The sequence below is a fragment of the Streptomyces sp. NPDC003035 genome, assembly GCF_042888285.1.
Classification (GTDB): Bacteria; Actinomycetota; Actinomycetes; order Streptomycetales; family Streptomycetaceae; genus Streptomyces.
Genome location: NZ_JBIAPJ010000014.1, coordinates 135295 through 152198, shown reverse-complemented (window position 1 = coordinate 152198; position 16904 = coordinate 135295). Strand labels below are relative to the sequence as shown.

At 71.8% G+C, this 16904-nt stretch carries 19 protein-coding genes and 1 tRNA gene; 11 read left to right on the top strand and 9 right to left on the bottom strand.

Annotated features, from left to right (window positions below):
- Positions 1–268 precede the first annotated feature (268 nt).
- The 4 genes from ACFYV5_RS33985 to ACFYV5_RS33970 all read left to right on the top strand — a co-directional run bounded on the left by ACFYV5_RS33985 (position 269) and on the right by ACFYV5_RS33970 (position 4044).
- Positions 269–931: an HNH endonuclease family protein gene (locus tag ACFYV5_RS33985; protein ID WP_389175168.1), complete on the top strand. Its 663-nt coding sequence runs from the start codon at positions 269–271 to the stop codon at positions 929–931.
- A 63-nt stretch (positions 932–994) separates the two neighbouring features.
- Complete coding sequence (locus ACFYV5_RS33980; RefSeq protein WP_389175165.1) at positions 995–2650, top strand: alkaline phosphatase D family protein; 1656 nt, start codon at positions 995–997, stop codon at positions 2648–2650.
- A gap of 191 nt (positions 2651–2841) precedes the next feature.
- A complete protein-coding gene (locus ACFYV5_RS33975) occupies positions 2842–3315 on the top strand; it encodes a DoxX family protein (RefSeq protein ID WP_389175181.1) in 474 nt (157 codons plus the stop codon).
- A 117-nt stretch (positions 3316–3432) separates the two neighbouring features.
- A complete protein-coding gene (locus tag ACFYV5_RS33970; RefSeq protein WP_389175178.1) occupies positions 3433–4044 on the top strand; it encodes a DedA family protein in 612 nt (203 codons plus the stop codon).
- Here ACFYV5_RS33970 and ACFYV5_RS33965 read toward each other — a convergent pair.
- Positions 4004–4252 (bottom strand): DUF2277 domain-containing protein, encoded by a 249-nt coding sequence (locus ACFYV5_RS33965; RefSeq protein ID WP_355108629.1) that lies wholly within the window; start codon positions 4250–4252, stop codon positions 4004–4006. The genes ACFYV5_RS33970 and ACFYV5_RS33965 overlap by 41 nt on opposite strands.
- 31 nt (positions 4253–4283) lie before the next feature.
- Complete coding sequence (locus ACFYV5_RS33960) at positions 4284–4508, bottom strand: hypothetical protein (protein WP_355108627.1); 225 nt, start codon at positions 4506–4508, stop codon at positions 4284–4286.
- A gap of 192 nt (positions 4509–4700) precedes the next feature.
- Between ACFYV5_RS33960 and ACFYV5_RS33955 the strand changes: the two genes are divergently transcribed.
- Positions 4701–5459 (top strand): GntR family transcriptional regulator, encoded by a 759-nt coding sequence (locus tag ACFYV5_RS33955; protein ID WP_389175160.1) that lies wholly within the window; start codon positions 4701–4703, stop codon positions 5457–5459.
- On the opposite strand, the gene ACFYV5_RS33950 is transcribed toward ACFYV5_RS33955, so the two are convergent.
- A complete protein-coding gene (locus tag ACFYV5_RS33950) occupies positions 5401–6210 on the bottom strand; it encodes an MBL fold metallo-hydrolase (protein WP_389175157.1) in 810 nt (269 codons plus the stop codon). The two genes, ACFYV5_RS33955 and ACFYV5_RS33950, sit on opposite strands and share 59 nt — an antisense overlap.
- Positions 6210–6974 (bottom strand): DUF4231 domain-containing protein, encoded by a 765-nt coding sequence (locus tag ACFYV5_RS33945; RefSeq protein WP_389175154.1) that lies wholly within the window; start codon positions 6972–6974, stop codon positions 6210–6212. Before ACFYV5_RS33945 ends, ACFYV5_RS33950 begins: the two co-directional genes overlap by 1 nt.
- Before the next feature lie 145 nt (positions 6975–7119).
- On the opposite strand from ACFYV5_RS33945, the gene ACFYV5_RS33940 reads away from it, so the two are divergent.
- Together ACFYV5_RS33940 and ACFYV5_RS33935 are read left to right on the top strand one after the other, a co-directional pair.
- Positions 7120–8553, top strand: coding sequence for a hypothetical protein (locus ACFYV5_RS33940; RefSeq protein ID WP_389175152.1), 1434 nt, complete (start codon positions 7120–7122; stop codon positions 8551–8553).
- A gap of 729 nt (positions 8554–9282) precedes the next feature.
- Positions 9283–9579: a hypothetical protein gene (locus tag ACFYV5_RS33935; RefSeq protein ID WP_389175149.1), complete on the top strand. Its 297-nt coding sequence runs from the start codon at positions 9283–9285 to the stop codon at positions 9577–9579.
- A gap of 395 nt (positions 9580–9974) precedes the next feature.
- Here ACFYV5_RS33935 and ACFYV5_RS33930 read toward each other — a convergent pair whose 3' ends face one another.
- Positions 9975–10262, bottom strand: a complete 288-nt coding sequence (locus ACFYV5_RS33930; protein ID WP_355108615.1) for a DUF3303 family protein — start codon at positions 10260–10262, stop codon at positions 9975–9977.
- A 246-nt stretch (positions 10263–10508) separates the two neighbouring features.
- Positions 10509–10583 (bottom strand) — tRNA-Val (locus tag ACFYV5_RS33925).
- A gap of 164 nt (positions 10584–10747) precedes the next feature.
- Between ACFYV5_RS33925 and ACFYV5_RS33920 the strand changes: the two genes are divergently transcribed.
- The 3 genes from ACFYV5_RS33920 to ACFYV5_RS33910 all read left to right on the top strand — a co-directional run bounded on the left by ACFYV5_RS33920 (position 10748) and on the right by ACFYV5_RS33910 (position 13230).
- On the top strand, positions 10748–11521 hold the full coding sequence (locus tag ACFYV5_RS33920) for a DUF4097 family beta strand repeat-containing protein (protein ID WP_389175146.1): 774 nt from the start codon (positions 10748–10750) through the stop codon (positions 11519–11521).
- Between the two features lie 80 nt (positions 11522–11601).
- Positions 11602–13017, top strand: coding sequence for a hypothetical protein (locus ACFYV5_RS33915; protein WP_389175144.1), 1416 nt, complete (start codon positions 11602–11604; stop codon positions 13015–13017).
- Between the two features lie 9 nt (positions 13018–13026).
- On the top strand, positions 13027–13230 hold the full coding sequence (locus tag ACFYV5_RS33910) for a zinc ribbon domain-containing protein (RefSeq protein WP_389175142.1): 204 nt from the start codon (positions 13027–13029) through the stop codon (positions 13228–13230).
- Here ACFYV5_RS33910 and ACFYV5_RS33905 read toward each other — a convergent pair whose 3' ends face one another.
- The gene (locus tag ACFYV5_RS33905) at positions 13231–13878 is read right to left on the bottom strand and encodes a response regulator (protein WP_389175139.1); all 648 of its coding nucleotides are present in this window, start codon (positions 13876–13878) and stop codon (positions 13231–13233) included.
- A complete protein-coding gene (locus ACFYV5_RS33900; RefSeq protein ID WP_389175137.1) occupies positions 13869–15338 on the bottom strand; it encodes a histidine kinase in 1470 nt (489 codons plus the stop codon). The genes ACFYV5_RS33905 and ACFYV5_RS33900 overlap by 10 nt, the downstream gene beginning before the upstream one ends.
- A gap of 112 nt (positions 15339–15450) precedes the next feature.
- Between ACFYV5_RS33900 and ACFYV5_RS33895 the strand changes: the two genes are divergently transcribed.
- Positions 15451–16068 carry a DedA family protein gene (locus ACFYV5_RS33895; protein WP_355108603.1) on the top strand — a complete coding sequence of 206 codons (618 nt, stop codon included), beginning with the start codon at positions 15451–15453 and terminating at the stop codon, positions 16066–16068.
- Here the strand turns inward: ACFYV5_RS33895 and ACFYV5_RS33890 are convergent.
- Complete coding sequence (locus ACFYV5_RS33890) at positions 16031–16888, bottom strand: HAD family hydrolase (RefSeq protein ID WP_355109253.1); 858 nt, start codon at positions 16886–16888, stop codon at positions 16031–16033. The two genes, ACFYV5_RS33895 and ACFYV5_RS33890, sit on opposite strands and share 38 nt — an antisense overlap.
- Positions 16889–16904 lie beyond the last annotated feature (16 nt).

The window sequence follows — 16904 nt, the reverse complement described above, 5'->3', positions numbered from 1 at the left end:
CACACCGGAAAAGGTCACCCGTTCCCACCCCGAACACCCAACCGCCCCACCAAGACCTACGCTCACCCCACACACCAGAACGCAGCAATACACAGAAATACAGAGAAAAGACCGAGCAGTTGAATACCCCTTGATGTGACGTGCCCATGTCGTCACTCTGTTACCTGGCGCACCCCTCACCGAAACCTCGCGCCGCCACGATGACCGGGCCGCCGGGCACCCGCCCGGGGACGACACGGCCAAGGCCCCCCACATCAAGGGAGTTCGCATGCCCGCCGCCAGTTTCTACGCGCGTCGAATAGCCCGCCGCGCGACCGTACTCGCCGCCACCGCCGCCCTCTCCGTCACCGGCCTCCTCGCCACCGCCCCCACCGCGCAGGCGGCCATGCCGACCCCGGTCAGCGCGGCCACCGCCCGTACGTACCTCGCCTCGCTCACGGTGAAGGCGGAAGGTTCCTCCACCGGCTACAGCCGCGACCTCTTCCCGCACTGGATCACCCAGTCCGGCGCCTGCAACACGCGCGAGGTCGTCCTCAAGCGCGACGGCGTGAACGTCGTCCAGGACTCCAGCTGCGCCGCCGTCAGCGGCAGTTGGTACTCCGAGTACGACGGCGCGACCTGGACCGCCGCCTCCGACCTCGACATCGACCACGTCGTGGCCCTCGCCGAGGCCTGGCGCTCCGGCGCGAACTCCTGGACGACGGCCAAGCGCCAGCAGTTCGCCAACGACCTGACCCGCCCGCAGCTCATCGCGGTGACGGACGACGTCAACCAGGCCAAGAGCGACCTCGACCCGGCCGAGTGGTTGCCGCCGCGCACCACGTACCGCTGCACATACGCCCGCGCGTGGGTCCACACGAAGTACTACTGGGGCCTGAGCGTCGACTCGGCCGAGAAGAGCGCCCTCCAGTCGGTCCTGAACGGCTGCTGAGAACGCTTCCGGTCCCCCTCCGTCGTTCCGTACCGTACGGCGGAACGACGGAGAGGGATCATCATGGCGGCCGGACTCAGACTCGGACCACTGCTGCGGTACGTCGACGGAGTGACGGGCGACTCCGCGACGATCTGGATCGAGGCCGACCGCCCGTGCACGGCCGAGGTCCGGTGCGCGTCCGGCGCCGGCGGCAGCACCCGTACGTTCCAGATCGCCGGCCACCACTACGCCCTGATCCCGGTGACCGGCCTGGCGCCCGGAAAGACGACGGCGTACGAGGTACGGCTCGACGGCCGCTCGGTCTGGCCCCTGCCCGACTCCCCTCACCCGCCGAGCACCCTCCGTGTCCCGGCGCCCGGCGACGGGGTCACCGCGGCGTTCGGCTCGTGCCGCTGGGCCGCGAAGCCCGCGCGGGGCCACGACCCGGTCGGCCCGGACGCCCTGGACACGCTCGCGACACACCTGTCCTCCGACGAGGGCGCCGAACGCCCCGACGTACTGCTGCTCCTGGGCGACCAGGTGTACGCGGACGAGACCTCGGCCGCCACCCGCCGCTGGCTCGCCGCCCGCCGGGACTTGCGCGACCCTCCCGGCCCGGAGGTGGGGGATTACGAGGAGTACACCCGGCTCTACGACGAGTCCTGGAAGGATTCCGAGGTCCGCTGGCTGCTCTCCACCGTCCCGAGCTGCATGATCTTCGACGACCACGACGTCATCGACGACTGGAACACGAGCGCGGCCTGGCTGCGGCGGATGCGCGCCACGCCCTGGTGGGGCGAGCGGGTGCTGAGCGGGCTGATGTCGTACTGGGTGTACCAGCATCTCGGCAATCTCTCTCCGGCGGAGCTGGCCGCCGATCCCCTGTACGCCGAGGTGTGTGCCGCGCCCGACGGCACGGAGGCGCTGCGGCGGTTCGCGGCGGAGGCGGTCGCCGATCCGGCGCGGGTGCGCTGGAGTTACCGGAGGGACTTCGGCCGGACCCGCCTGCTGATGGTCGACACCCGGGCGGCGCGCGTGCTGCGGGAGGACGGCCGGGCGATGCAGGACGAGGCGGAGGCGGCCTGGGTACGGGACCAGGCGCTGGCCGACCGGGGCTCGTACGACCATCTCCTCGTGGGCACCTCGCTGCCCTGGCTGCTGCCGCCGCTGCTCCATGACGCGGAGACCTGGAGCGCGGCGCTCTGCCGGGGGGAACGCGGTGGGCCGGGCGGGCGGTGGGCGCGGCTCGCGGAGGGACTTCGGCAGCGGGCGGACCTGGAGCACTGGGCGGCGTTCCCGTCGTCGTTCGAGGCCCTGACGCGTCTGCTGGCGGAGGCGGGCAGCGGCCCGGGGGCGCCGGCGACCGTGAGCGTCCTGTCGGGGGACGTCCACCACGCGTACGTGGCGGAGCCGCGGTGGCCCGACGGGGGACCGGAGGCGCGGGTGACCCAGCTGACCTGCTCTCCGCTCCACAACGCCGTCCCGCGCGTGGTCCGCCTCAGCTTCCGCTTCGGCTGGAGCCGCCTGGGCCGCCTGCTGGGCCGCGCCCTCACCACCCACGCCCGCGCACCTCACGCCCCGGTCACCTGGCGCAGGACGGGCGGCCCCTGGTTCGGCAACCAACTGATGACCCTCACCCTGCGGGGCCGCACGGCCCACCTGACGCTGTTCCTCGCGCGCCGGGGCGGCCGGCTGGTGTCCGTCGACGAACGGACGCTCAGCGGCCCCGAGGGTTGAACGCGTTGCCAACGGGGCGGCAGCTCGCCCACGTCGGCGTGACGCTCGCCACAGATCATTGTCCGATTGAATGTTGAACTTGCAAGTACTACTGAGGGGTGCCTAACCTGACGGCCTCATCGGTTCCGTCCCCCACGTCCCGTTTCCCCGGAAGCGGACACGACCGAAGGAGTCCCGCCCCCATGAACAACCTGGCGAACCGCCTGAACCGGGCCCAGCCGTATGCGCTCGGCCTGTTCCGCATCGTCATAGGTCTGCTCTTCGCCTGCCACGGCGCCGCCTCGCTCTTCGGCGTCCTCGGCGGCGCGGCGGGCGGTGGCACCGTGCCCGTCGGCACGTGGCCGGGCTGGTACGCGGCCGTGATCCAGCTCGTCGCGGGTGTGTTGGTGCTGGCCGGCCTGGGCACCCGTACCGCCGCGTTCCTCGCCTCCGGCTCGATGGCGTACGCGTACTTCACGGTCCACCAGCCCGAGGCGCTGTTCCCGCTCCAGAACAGCGGCGAGTCCGCGGCGCTGTTCTGCTGGGCGTTCCTGCTGATCGTCTTCACCGGCCCGGGCGCGCTGGCGTTCGACCGGCTCTTCGGGGCCCGCGGTCCCGGCGCCGAGTGGCGCGAGAGGCAGAGCGAGAAGCAGGGCGAGAAGCAGGGCGCGCCGGTCGTCGCCTGACGCCCGCTCACCTCGACGGAGTGAGGGCCGGAGACCGCCTGTGCGGTTTCCGGCCCCTGCCCCGTTTTCGTACCAGGTCCCCGCGTAGGCTCTGGCGCTGTGAACGTGCTCGACAGCATGGGGTCACTGAGGTCGTTGACCGCGGGCCCGTGGATCTACGCGGCGGTGGCCACGTCGGTACTTCTCGACGTCTTCCTGCCAGTGCTGCCGAGCGGCGTCCTCGTGATCACGGCGGCGACGGCGGCGGCGACCGCCACGGCGGCCTCGCCGGACGTCCCGTCCGTCCTCCCCCTCCTCCTCTGCGCGGCCACGGCCTCGGTCCTCGGCGACTTCGTCGCCTACCGGCTGGCCTGGCGCGGCGGGGCCAGGCTAGACCGGGCGATCGCCCGGTCACGGCGGCTGACCCGCGCGCAGGAACGTCTCGGCGCGGCGCTGACGCGGGGCGGAGGGCTGCTCGTGGTGATCGCGCGGTTCGCCCCGGCGGGCCGCTCCGTGGTCTCGCTGGGCGCGGGCGCGGCCCGGCGCCGGATCGCGGAGTTCCTGCCGTGGTCGGCGCTCGCGGGCGTGGCCTGGGCGGGCTACAGCGTGGCGCTCGGCTGGTTCGGCGGGCTGTGGCTGGGCGCGACCTGGATCGGCGCGGGGGTGTCGATCCTCGCGCTCTTCCTCGCGGGCGCGCTGGCCGCCTATGTCATACGGCGTCCGGCTGCGGCTCCCGCGCCGGCTTCCTGAGCCCGCGCACCTCCAGGCCGTCGAGGAGCCGGGCGGTCGCCGCGGCGATCTCGTCCACGGCCTGCTCGAACACCTCATGGTTGTGCGCGGCGGGGTGGTGGAAGCCGGAGACCTTGCGTACGTACTGCAGGGCGGCGGCGCGGATGTCGTCCTCGGTGGCCTCTTCGGGCAGGACGGGCGGTCGGAGGGTCTTGATGCTGCGGCACATGCCTCCAGTGTGGCGCGCCCCACCGACAACGTCAGCTCCCGAGGCCGCGCCTGCTCCGTGCGTTGATCTCCGCGGCGCGCGCCCGCAGCTCCCGCAGGGGCGTGGCGGGCTGTACGTTCCCGGGTTCGGCCTCCCACTCGTGGCCGTCGTGGACGGGCCGGATCAGGAACCGGCCGGCGACGCTGTCCACGTAGAAGCCGACCCGTCCGGTGGCGGTGTCGCGTACGAGGTCGCCGACCTCGGGCACAGGCTGCACGGATCCCCTCCGTCCCGGAGTCCCAGATCTCTGGAGATACACCAGAGAAACCCGGAGCCTCCAGCCCTGTCAACGTATCTCTAGAGATGTCCCCCGATGGATGGATCGACCGCACAGCTCGGCGCACACGTGTGCCTCTCCTCGTCCGAGCGCGCCGTAGGGTGTCCCGCAGACGAAGGGAGTGGTCCACCCATGACTGACCAGGACAGCGGTCGTCGGCCCAAGTACCAGCGGATCGCCGACGAGTTGAGAACCGCCATCCAGTCAGGCGTGTTCGCCCCCGGCGACCGGCTCCCCGGCGAGAACGATCTGATGACCACGTACGACGTGGCCAGGATGACGGCCCGCCAGGCCCTGTCGGTACTGCGCAACGAGGGCCTGGCCGAGGCCCGCAAGGGCGCCGGGGTCTTCGTCCGCTCCTTCCGCCCGCTGCGCCGGCGGGGCATCCCCCGGCTCGCGCAGGACCACTGGGGCACCGGCCGCTCGGTGTGGTCGGCGGACATCGAGGACCGGGCGCTGGTCGTGGACCAGATCGAGGTCGGCGAGGCGGCGGCGGACGCGCGGGTCGCCGGAGCGCTGGGCCTGCCGCCGGACTCCCCGGTCTGCGTCCGCAGCCGCCGCTTCGTCCTGGACGACAAGCCGGTCCTGCTCTCGGTCTCGTACCTTCCGGCCGCCCTCGCCGAGGGCACACCGATCGCGGAGCCGGACACGGGCCCCGGCGGCACCTACGCCCGGCTGACCGAACTCGGGCACCAGCCGGTCCACTTCCGCGAGGAGATCCGCTGCCGGATGCCCACGGTCGACGAATCGGCGCGGCTCGCGCTGGAGTTCGGGACGCCGGTGATCCTGATCGGGCGTACTGCCTTCACCAAGAAGGGGGTCGCGGTGGAGCTCAACGAGATGACGCTGGACTCGGCGTCGTACGTTCTGGAGTACGACTTCGACGCGTGACGGCGAAGACGCGACCGGGCGCGGCGTACGCGACCTCGCCCGCGAACGTCCCCGCCGCACGCTCCACGGCGGCCGCCGGTTCGGTCCCGGGCCCCACGTGCGTGACGACCAGCCGGCCGACGCCGGCTTCGGTGGCGGTACAACCCGCCTGCCCGGCGGAGTGGTGACCGGGCCCCTCTCCGTCGGCCTCACAGACGAACAGCTCGCATTCGCACGCGAGTTCGGTGAGCGCCGGGCACGGCTCGCAGTCGCCGGAGTACGCGATCCGGCGCCCTTCCCCGTCCTCGATCCGCAGCCCGAAGGCGGGCATCCCGCCGTGCTCGACGGCCCGGCTGCGCAGACCCAGCCCGCCGATCCGCACCTCGTGCCCGTCGTACAGCTCCTCGACGGCGAAGGCGGCTTCGACGGGGCTCCGCTCCGGCCCGTTGGTCAGGAACCCGGCGAGCCGGTCGGCGGTCCCGGGCGGTCCGTAGAGGGGCAGGGGTGCGTCGCGCCGGATGTCGGCGTAGAGGAGTCCGTAGTAGGCGGTGAGCAGATCGGCGCTGTGGTCCGCGTGGAGATGCGAGATCCACACCGCGTCGACCTCGCCGAGCCCGGCGTACCGCTGCAGCTCACCGAGCGCCCCGCTCCCGGCGTCCACCCAGACCCGGACACCGCCGCCCTCGACGAGATACCCGGAACAGGGGTTCCCGGGCCGGGGGTAGGGCGTGGCGGATCCGAGCACGGTGATCCGCAGCGGGTCGCCACCCATCAGCGTGCGCCCGGAGCTGGGGAGCGGGGCGCTTCGGGCGATGGCGCTTCGGGCTGGGGCGCTTGGGGCCCGGGAACTTCGGGCTCGGACACTTCGGGCCCGGGCACTTCGGGCCTGGGAACTTCGGGCCCGGGCGCCTCGGGCCCGGACACTTCGGGCCTGGGAACTTCGGGCCCGGGCGCCTCGGGCCCGGACACTTCGGGCCTGGGAACTTCGGGCCCGGGCGCCTCGGACTGAGGCCCTTCGGGGCGGGGCGCCGGTACGCCGCCGTTCCGCTGGACGTCGGCGTAGACCTGCCCGCCGAGGGTCATGACGTTGAGGGTCGCCGAGTTCTCGTTGGCGATGGCCTTCTCGACGCGGGCGACGAGGGTGGTGAAGGCGTCGCGGTCGGAGAGGTTCCGGTAGGGCCCGACCCTGGCCTCGAAATAGACCCGCTCGTGCCCGAGCAACTGCTCGGTGGACCGGTAGTTCTTCCACTGCTCGCGGTACCGGTACACGCTCTCCAGGGAGACCGAGGCGACGACGACCAGACTGAGCGCGGTGGCGGTCGCCTTGGCGAAGGACATGTCGAGATTGACCAGCACGGGCACGAGCGCACCACCGACGACGGAGACGGTCCGCATCCGCAGGTGCATGGCCTTCATCTTGGTGGCCTTGCGGTCGTACCACTCCTGGTACTGAGCGAGCCGACTCTCGACGTACCCCTGCGGAGTCATGCCCGCGCTCGCGACTCCGGTCACCGGAGCGTCCCCCACCTCATCCATGCCGAGGAGTACATCGCCCGCGCGGGGACGGGGTCAACTCCCGCCCCTCGTACGAAAGGCCGGTGGGGGCGACGGCCCGCGGCGCGGACCGCCGCCTATGCTGGCGTGAGCATTTCAAGATCAACGCGGAAGAACTCACGGGGACATGAACAAGTACACAGTGATGGCCACCGGCCTCGTCCTGTCGCTCGGGCTGGTCGCGGGCTGCGGCTCCTCCGAAGGCGACGACTCCACCACCGCCAAGCCGAAGGACGGCCGCTCGGCCGCCCCGGCCCAGGACCGCGCGACGCCCGAGGGACCCACCTACAGCGGGCCCGCGATACCCGGCCTCGCCGCCAAGCCCGCGTGGAGCCTCGGGCCCTCCGGCGCCATCGATCTCGGCGACACCTTCCTGTTCGTCAAGGATGCCCAGGGCGCGTACGCCCTCGGCCGCGGGTGGGAGGGAGAGCCGATCGACGGCTCCGTCGGCACCCTCCACTCCGCCGACGACCCCGAGCCGGCCACCTTGGAGTTCCGGGACGTGAAGACTGGCGAGGTGCGCAAGATTCTCAAGGTGACGACCGACCGCGTGGCCGCCACGACCTGGCACGACGGCGTCCGGGCGGTCGCGGTGTTCGCCGGCGCCACGACGGAGTCGGACGGCCTGAGCGCGGAGAAGTCCACCACCACGGTCACCGTCTACGGCAGTGACGGCGCGGAGCTGGGCAAGGCCACGGCCGAGGGCGACACGTTCCACGTCAACGAGGGCCACATCATCGAGCAGGACGGTGAGGAGAGCCTGAAGCTCACGCCCATCGACGGCGGCGCTGCCCACAAGGTCACCTGCACCGGACAGTTGGCGGCGTGCGGCTTCGACCCGCGCAACAAGGAGATCGACGGCGGGCAGGCCCACGCGCCGCTGATCACCGGCACGTACGCCTTCCACGTGGAGAACGCGTCCACGTACGAGACGGACCCCGAACAGCTCGTCATGACGGACCTCGCCACCGGCAAGAAGGCCTGGAGCACCGCGGACGTCACCCCGCCGACGGGCGTGGAGCTCGACGAGGACGGGAAGCGCACCAGCGGCGCACTCCGGGTCCTCGACGTGCGTGACGGCCGTGTCCTCACCGCCTGGGGAGCGGGCGCGCTCTCTCCCGACACCTGGGTGACGGCGACGTACGACATCGCGAGCGGCAAGCAGATCGGCGGCTCGTCGACGTACTCGTACGAGGACGAACCGGCCGACACCATCAACACCGAGGGCTCCTCCGTCTTCACCCCCGACCGCACACTGGCCGCCGCCCGGACGAAGCGGGGCACCGCCGTGTGGCAGCCCGCCGACGGCAAGGAGGTCTGGGTGCAGAAGGACGACGAGAAGAAGCTGAAGCCCCTGCGCTTCTCCCCGACGGGCGTTCTCTACGGCACGACGGACGCGGACGGCACCGGCGGCAACGTCTACCTGGCCGTCGACGGCCGCACCAAGAAGGTGCTTGCCAAGAGCCTGCCGGAGGAGAACATCCCGCTCTTCACCCGGCCGTCGGGTTACGGCTACATCAGCACGGAGAAGGGCTTCTTCGTCTTCCCGACCCAGAGCTAGCCGCCACCGCCCGGGGGCGCGCGTAAGCGGCGCCGGGGGCCCGTTGTGTGAAGGCCGGGGCGGCGAAAGAGCAACGCCGTCCACCACTACCGTCGAGGCCCCCGCAGCGAGTCGCTGCGGGGGGCCTTTTGCACGGGCGGGCGCGGACGGTTTCGAACCGCCGACATCTGCTCCGTAAGCCTGGCGCACCTCTCAGGCTCATCCTCACTGGTCACGCACATCCGCGCTCGTCCGCCGATGTACGTCGACATTGTCACGGAGTTGGACACTCACCCTTGCACGTGACGTCAGCCACCGAACAGCTTCGGGTGAGGACAGCGTTCCAGCGAAGCCTCCGGCCGATCCGCCCACTGCCACCAGATGTGGCGCTGCGGGCAGCCCCATACGCAGCGGCAAACGCGCTCACCGCCACGATCGCAGAGAACGAATCCGCTGAACTTCATGGGCTGACTGCACTCAGGGCACCGGGGAGGGAAGTCGGACGACATGAGCGGACCGTACTCCGCCGGCCGACTCCCTGCCCCGCACCATAGGGCTACGAACAGCCACCCTGCCCGGGCTCGCCAGTTGCGCCGCCGCCTCTCGACCACCGAAAGGCCGCCTCTCCTGAAGCGTCTGGAATCCTGGGACCGCCGAACCCGCGCCCCCGCCGCTCCCCGAACTCTCGCGTGGCCACGCCTACTGGGATCTCCCTCCTGAGGGTCGCGGGTGGGCGATACAGTGCGCGCCGTGGACATACCCGACTGGTTCGTCTGGATCGCTCTCGGCCTGGCCGTCTTGCAGGCCCTCGCCCTCGTCCCTGTCATCCGCCGGCTGCGCGGACCCGACCCCGCGGCACGTTCCAAGGCACGTCTCGACCTGCTGGATGCCGTCGGCAACATGCTGCTCCTCGGCGGCCTGACGCTGGGCCTCGTGGTGGCGGAATCCTGGTTCTGGCTCAGCCTCGCCGGCTTCGCGCTCGTGACCGCCGTCTACGCCGTGAAGGGCGTCCACCTGCTCCGCGCCCGCCGCCGCCCCACGGCCTGATCCAGAAGACAGGACCTGACTCCCATCCCGTCTGCCGTCGGCCGGCACCCGCGTACGGCGCCCCCGCCATCCCGAAGCCGGAGCGCCCCTGCCGGAGGCAGGTCAGTGACGGAGAGGGAGCCGCGACGGTTGGTCAAGAGGCTTGATGTGGACTCTATGTGGCACGTGAGTGGCACAGCACCCCCTTCGCTCCCCGCCGGCGGAGGAACGAACAAGGCCCAGGACTCCGGGAAAACACCGGATGACCTGGGCCTAGCCGCAGCGCGGGCCACGTCACTGCCGCTGACCGCTCGGTGCTGCTGGATGTCAGGGCTGCCCCTCGATACGAACCACTGTGGGGGCGATCGCCGAGACCGCTAAAGCCGGTCAGCGTGCGGTCGCTGTGCCGAGCAGCGCTACTTCAGGGCAGCAAGGCCCTTCTGCAAATCGTCGAGATTCATGACCGGCTCGAACGTGACCTCCGCACCCATCTCCTGGAAGAACGGATCCGCGATGGAGGGCAACTGAGAGCTGTCCTGCATGTCGAAAACGAGGATCATGGAGCGCCCGCCTTCAGGGGTGAAGTAGGCAGCCTCCGGCTTCAGCCGCTCGATGGTTGACTTCACCGAGTCGGGCATCGCGCCACCCTTCGTCACCTTGTTCGACATCTGGGTGTCCATGCGGGCCTTCATCATCATCCGCATCGCACACTCTCCTCGCACACCGCGACCTGCGCGGTTCCGTCCGCGCTCGCTGGGATCCGGTGCATCCCCCTCAGCGTCCTTTCACTGATCACTGACCGCAACATCTCTTACGCCCTACGTCACGCCATGTGACGGGATGCTGCCACGCGCAAGCAATGTGGCACGTAGGTGACACGACTGAGGAACGAACAAGGCCCAGGTTCCCGGTTCAGTACCGGTGACCTGGGCCTTTGTCGTGCTTCCTGCTGGTGGGCGCGGACGGTTTCGAACCGCCGACATCTGCTTTGTAAGAGCAGCGCTCTACCCCTGAGCTACGCACCCGTGGAATGAGGCAACAGCGTACATGGCCCACGGGTAGGTCCCGCAAACCGATAGGGGTCGGGGGGTAACCCCACCCTCGGAGGGTGGGTCGCCGGATCGTCCGCGGGCAGGTGGGGTCCGTAGCGTGGAGGGACAGTCAGCGTCTTACCTGGGGGTTCTTCGTCATGGCCGCTCCTCGTCGCATTCGTGCTCTCCTCGCCTCCGGCGGGGCCGTCGTCGTCGCCCTCGGGGTCGGTGGGTGTGGGAGCGCGGATGTCGAGGGGGCGCCCGTGGAGAAGAAGAACTTCGCCTTCTCCGGGGACGCGCTCACCGTCGATTCCGACAACTCCGAGCTGGAGATCGTGCCCGCCGACATCAAGGACGTGCGGGTCAGCCGGCAGGTCGACGGGTGGGTGTTCATGGGCGAGGGGCCCGAGGCCACCTGGCGGCTGGAGGGTGGGCGGCTCACGTTGCGGGTGGAGTGCGATGCCGTCGCCAGTGACTGCGACTCCGTGCACCGGATCCAGGTGCCGCGTGGTGTCGCCGTCACCGTCGAGGACGACAACGGGAAGGTGACCGCCGACGGGTTCGACACCGCCCTGAAGATCACGGCCGACAACGGCGAGGTCGTCGTGCGCAACGCCTCCGGCGCGCTCGATCTGAGCAGTGGGAACGGGGAGGTCGTCGTCGAGGGCGGCACCACCTCGCGGCAGGTGGTCGCCCGCTCCGACAACGGGGCCGTACGGCTCACCCTCGGCGCCGTGCCCGAGCGCGTGCGCGCCGAGAGCGACAACGGGGAGATCGACATCGCCCTGCCCGCGGGTCCGGCCACGTACGACGTCGACGGGCGCAGCGACAACGGCGACGTACGGATCGACGTGCCGCGGCAGAAGGGCAGCGCGCACACCGTGACCGCTCGCAGCGACAATGGGGAAGTCGTGGTCCGGAGCGCGAACTGACGGGCCCGTGTGTTCGTCCTTACCTGGTGGGAGAATGAACCGACCGGGCAGGGCGGGCGGACACAGCACGGGAGAGGGACGTGGCGGCGACTCACGCGAGGGGCAGTTCCACGAGCGCCGCCACGGGGGCGGAACCAGGACGCGGGACAAAGGTACGAGCGGGGGCAGGTGTCGGGCGGGTCGCGCTCATGATTCCGCTGCTCGCCGTCGCCCTCCTTCCCGCCGCCTTCGCCGGCGGCGGCACCCGCCGCTGGTTCGGTGGGCGTGGCGAGAGCCAGCGGGCCGAGGCGCAGGCCGCCAAGGACGCCGCGGCCGCCGCGTTCTACGAACTGGACACCGCTCAGCGCGATCTGCGCATCTCCATCGAGACGATCACGGCCGTCGACAGCTCTCCCGGCGCCCGGCGCGCCGTCGACGGGTTCGCGGCCCTCGGGCAGCGGATCGACGAGGTCAGCCACGCCTACATCACCGCCGTCGACGCCCATGATCTCGACCGGGACGAGCTCGACGCCGCCACCGCGACCCGCGCCCGCGCCGAGCTCACGCGCGCCAAGGACGAGCTCGTACGGGTCAAGGGTGAGCTGGACCGGTTCGAGCAGGGGCTCGGGCCGCTGCTCGACAAGGCCGAGACGCAGCTCGCCCGGCTCGCCCCCGCCGTCGAGCGGGCGCGACAGGCGCTCCGGAACGCGAGCACCGCTCTCGATACGGTCAGACAGTCGGGGCTGCGGGCCGATGACCTTGCCGCGCGGCTCGCCGCCCTCGGGCCCGAGCTCACCCGCCTCAACGAGGGCGCCGGCCGCCACGGCGTCCCCGAGACCCTCCACCGCGCCGACCAGGTCCTGCGCGACGCCGAGGCCGTCCGCACCGAGGCCGAGCGCCTCCCCGAGCGGGCCGCCGAGACCACCAAGCGCCTGGTCTCCCTCCGTACCCGCGCCGAGGCGCTCACCACCCGGGCCGGTGCGGTCGAGCCGGTCCTGTCCGAACTCCGCCGCCGTTTCTCCGCCGCCTGCTGGCAGGACCTCCAGCACGTCCCCGAGCAGGCCGGCGACAACCTCCGCCAGGCCGAGAAGAGGCTCAGGGAAGCCGCCAAGGCCCGCGACGAGCAGCGCTGGCCGGACGCCACCAGCCTGCTCACCACGGCCCGCGCCCTGCTCAACACCACCGACGAGGCCGTCTCCGCCGCCGGCGACCGGCTCCGCCGCCTGGAAGCCGTCGCCAAGGACCCGCGGCAGGAGATCGACCGCACCCGGTTCACGATCCGCGACGCCCAGCGCCTCGCCATGGCCGGCCGCCACACCCCCGACCCCCGCCACGCCCGCCCCCTCGACGACGCCGTGGGGCGGCTCGACCGGGCGATCGCCACGCTGGAGGGCCGCCACCCCGACTACTGGCACTTCCTCACCGAACTGGAAGCCGTCCGCGCCTCCGCCGCCCGCGTCGTCGAGCAGATCCGCGAGGAACGTGGTGCCGGACACCAGTCCGGCCGGTCCGGCTAGCCTGTCCGTATGCCTCGTTACGAATACCGCTGCCGCACCTGCGACGACAGCTTCGAACTCAGCCGCCCCATGGCCGAGTCCTCCGCCCCGGCCGCCTGCCCCGCCGGGCACGACGACACCGTCAAGCTGCTCTCGGCCGTCGCCGTGGGCGGTACGGCGGCCCCCACGACCGGTACAGGCGGCGGAGGTGGCGGAGGCGGCTGCTGCGGCTGATCAGCTGCCGAGGTAGCGCAGGATCGCGAGGACCCGCCTGCTGTAGCCGTCGCCCCGGCCCGTCAGCTCCAGCTTGTCGAAGATCGCGTTGATGTGTTTCTCCACCGCGCTCTGCGAGACGTGCAGTTGCCCGGCGATCGCCGCGTTCGTGTGACCCTGCGCCATCGCCGCCAGCACGTCCCCCTCGCGCGGCGTCAGGCGCGAGAGCGGATCGGTGTGGGTGGTACGGACGAGAAGCCGGCGGACGACCTCCGGGTCGAACGCGGTCCGTCCCTCCCCCACCCGTTCCAGCGCGTCCAGGAACTCGTCGACCTGGGCCACCCGGTCCTTCAGCAGATACCCCACCGCCCCCGACTCGCCGGTCAGGAGCTCGGTGGCGTACCGCCGCTCCACGTACTGCGAGAGCACGAGGACACCCACCCCGGGCCACTCCCGGCGGATCTCCAGGGCCGCCCGCAGCCCCTCGTCCGTGTGCGTCGGCGGCATCCGGACGTCCGCGACGACCACGTCCGGCGGGTCCGCCGCCACCGCCGCGAGGAGTTCGACCGCGTTGCCGACGGCCGCCGTCACCTCGTGGCCCTCCTCGGTCAGGAGCCGTACGAGCCCTTCCCGTAGCAGGGTCGAGTCCTCCGCCAGGATCACCCGCACGGCAGCACCGCCCGTACGACCGTCGGGCCGCCCGCCGGGCTGTGCACGGCGAACCGCCCGTCCAGGGCGGCCGCCCGGCTCGCGAGCCCGCTCAGCCCGCTCCCCGACGCGTCCGCGCCGCCGGCCCCGTCGTCCGTCACCCGCACGCTCAACTCTCCTTCTTCCACTGTCACATGGACGTCGATCCGGGTCGCACCGGCGTGCTTGACCACGTTGGTCACCGCCTCCGAGACGACGAAGTACGCCACCGTCTCCACCGTCCTCGGAAGTGGCCGTTCCACCGCGTACGCCAGCCCCACGGGCAGCGGGCTGCGCTCGGCGACACTCTCCAGGGCGGCGCGCAGGCCCGCCTCGTCGAGGACGGTCGGGTAGACGCGCCAGGCCACCTCGCGCAGTTCCGTGAGCGCGCGCCGGCTCTCCTCGTGGGCCTGGAGCAGCAGTTCGTCGGCGCGCTCCGGGTCGCGGGCGCGCAGCCGACGGGCCCGGCCGAGCAACATGCCCAGGGCGACGAGCCGCTGCTGTACGCCGTCGTGGAGGTCGCGCTCGATACGGCGCCGCTCCTCGTGCACGACGTCCATGACCTCGGCGCGGCTGGTGGCGAGCTGGGCGATCCTGGCTTCCAGCGCGTGGGCGTGGCTGGGCCCGAGGAGGTGGCGGGCCAGCTGCTCCTCCAACGAGCAGACGCCGAGGGCACCTTGGACGGAGAGGAAGAGCAGGAAGAATCCGCCGAGGCTGCCGAAGGCGACGAGCCAGCCGTGCTCGATGTCGGTGATCAGCCAGCCGTAGAAGGCGAAGGTGCCGAGGCCGAGTCCGTACGCGACACAGCCGAGGACGACCACGCCGAGGAGGCCGAGGGGCCAGCGGGCGGCGAGGTAGCGCAGGGCCTCGCCGTCCTCGTGCGCGCCGGGGAGCCGGACGCCGAAAAAGCGGTCGAGGCGCCTCCGCTCCAGCCGGACGAGCACGCGGCCGACGGCGGTCACCGGCCGCAGTACGGCCCGCCTGCCGCGTGGCCAGGCGAGAACCGGGAGCAGTACGAGGCCGCCCACGACGGTTCCGAGAAGCTCCAGGACTGCCGTCCCGGCCCCCAACGCGAGCCCGACGGTCGTCCGAAGCCACCGCACGGCGTGCCGGACGAGCGCGGCCTTGGAGATCGGGGAGGTGGAGGCGGGGACGGGCTGTCGGGCGGGCTGTCGGGCGGGCTGCGGGTGCCGGTGCGACTGCCGTACCGGCTCCGGTACCGGCTCTCCGTCCGACGGCCGGCCGAGGCCCCGGTCAGGGGTAGGGGCGGGCGCGGTGCCGGGGTCCGGGCCGGGGTCAGAGTCGCAGTCCCGGTCAGCGTCGGAGTCCCGGTCAGGGCCGCGACCGGGATCCACGTCGAGGACCCGAGCCACGTCCCCGTCGAGGTCCCGGTCTGACTCCCGGGCGAGGTCCCGGTCTGGGTCCCGGGCGAGGTTGTTCATGAGCCGCCACGTTAGTCGGAGCACCGCACCGCCCGCACTGCGGAAAACCGCACCCTCACCGTGCGGCCGCCATCAGTCCCCTCCCTCTCCCGGCTTCCTAGCGTGGACGCCCATGGAACGCTGGATCAACAACCTCATGGACACCCTCGGCGCCCCCGGTGCGGGCCTCGCCGTCGCCCTCGAGAACCTCTTTCCGCCGATCCCGAGCGAGGTCGTCCTGCCGCTCGCCGGCTTCGCGTCCGCGACCGGGCGGCTGGATCTGCTCGCCGTGCTGATCTGGACCACGGTCGGCTCGGTGGTCGGCGCGCTCGCCCTGTACGAGGTCGGGGCGCTGTTCGGCCGGGAGCGCACCGTCGCCCTCGCCGCCCGCCTGCCCCTGTTGAAGGTCGCGGACATCGAGCGGACGGAGGCGTGGTTCGCCCGGCACGGCATGAAGGCGGTGTTCTTCGGCCGGATGGTGCCGATCTTCCGCAGTCTGATCTCCGTGCCGGCGGGCGTCGAACGGATGCCTCTGCCCGCCTTCCTCGTCCTCACCACCCTGGGCAGTGCGCTCTGGAACACCGCCTTCGTGCTCGCCGGTTACGCGCTCGGCGACAACTGGGAGGAGGTCACCGGCTATGTGTCGGTCTACTCGAAGGCGGTGCTCGTCGTGGCGGTGGTCGCGGTGCTGTGCTTCGTCGGGACGCGGCTGCTCAGGCCGGGTCGGGGAGCGCGGCGGGGAAACCGTTGAGCCGCGCGGGCACGGACGCGCGGTGGTCGGCCACGGCAGTCCGGAAACGGCGCAGGATCTCCTCGCCGGCCGCCACCCCGCGCTCGGCGAGCACGTCGAGGTGCGGGGCGGTCCATGCCGTGTCGGCCAGTTCTCCGTGGCCGGGCCGCCAGGCGCGGTCGGCGGCGAGCAGCAGGTCCGCGTCGAGGAGCGAGTCTCCGGCCGCCAGCGTCAGGCCGGCGCCGCAGCGGCGGGCGACCTCGCGCATCGCCGCGCTCTTGGTGAGCGGCTTCGGCACGGCGTACACCTTGCGGCCCTGCAGGGAGACCGTCCAGCCTCGGCCGTCGGCCCAGTCGCCGAACCGCTTCAGCCACTCCTCCGGCAGCCGCTCCCGCTCCACGACGAGGTAGGCGAAGAGGTCCTCGGCGACCCGGTGCTTGCGCACCCAGGACAGGTCCGTGGTGGCGGTGAAGTACGCGCGGATCTCGGCGAGCGGCGCGCACTCCTCGGCCAGCCGGCGGACCACGGCCTCGTGCCAGTCGTGGTCGGTGACGCCGTCGACCAGCAGGTGACCGCCGTTGGCGCAGATCGCGTACTTCGGTTCGGGACCGGGGAGTTGGATGCGCTGGTACTGCTTGCGCGTGCGGGTCGTGGTCGGTACGAAGACGGCTTCGCCGGCCAGTTGCTCCAGGAGCACGGCCGCGTCCTCGGTCATGTACGACAGCGGCTTGGACTCGTGCACCTCGATGCTGAGCAGTCGGGGCGCCTGCGCGTCGGGCATTCCGAGCGCGAGGGCGGCGGAGGAGTAGATCAGCGTACGGTCGAGGTCGCTCGCGACCATCACGGGGCTGCTCACC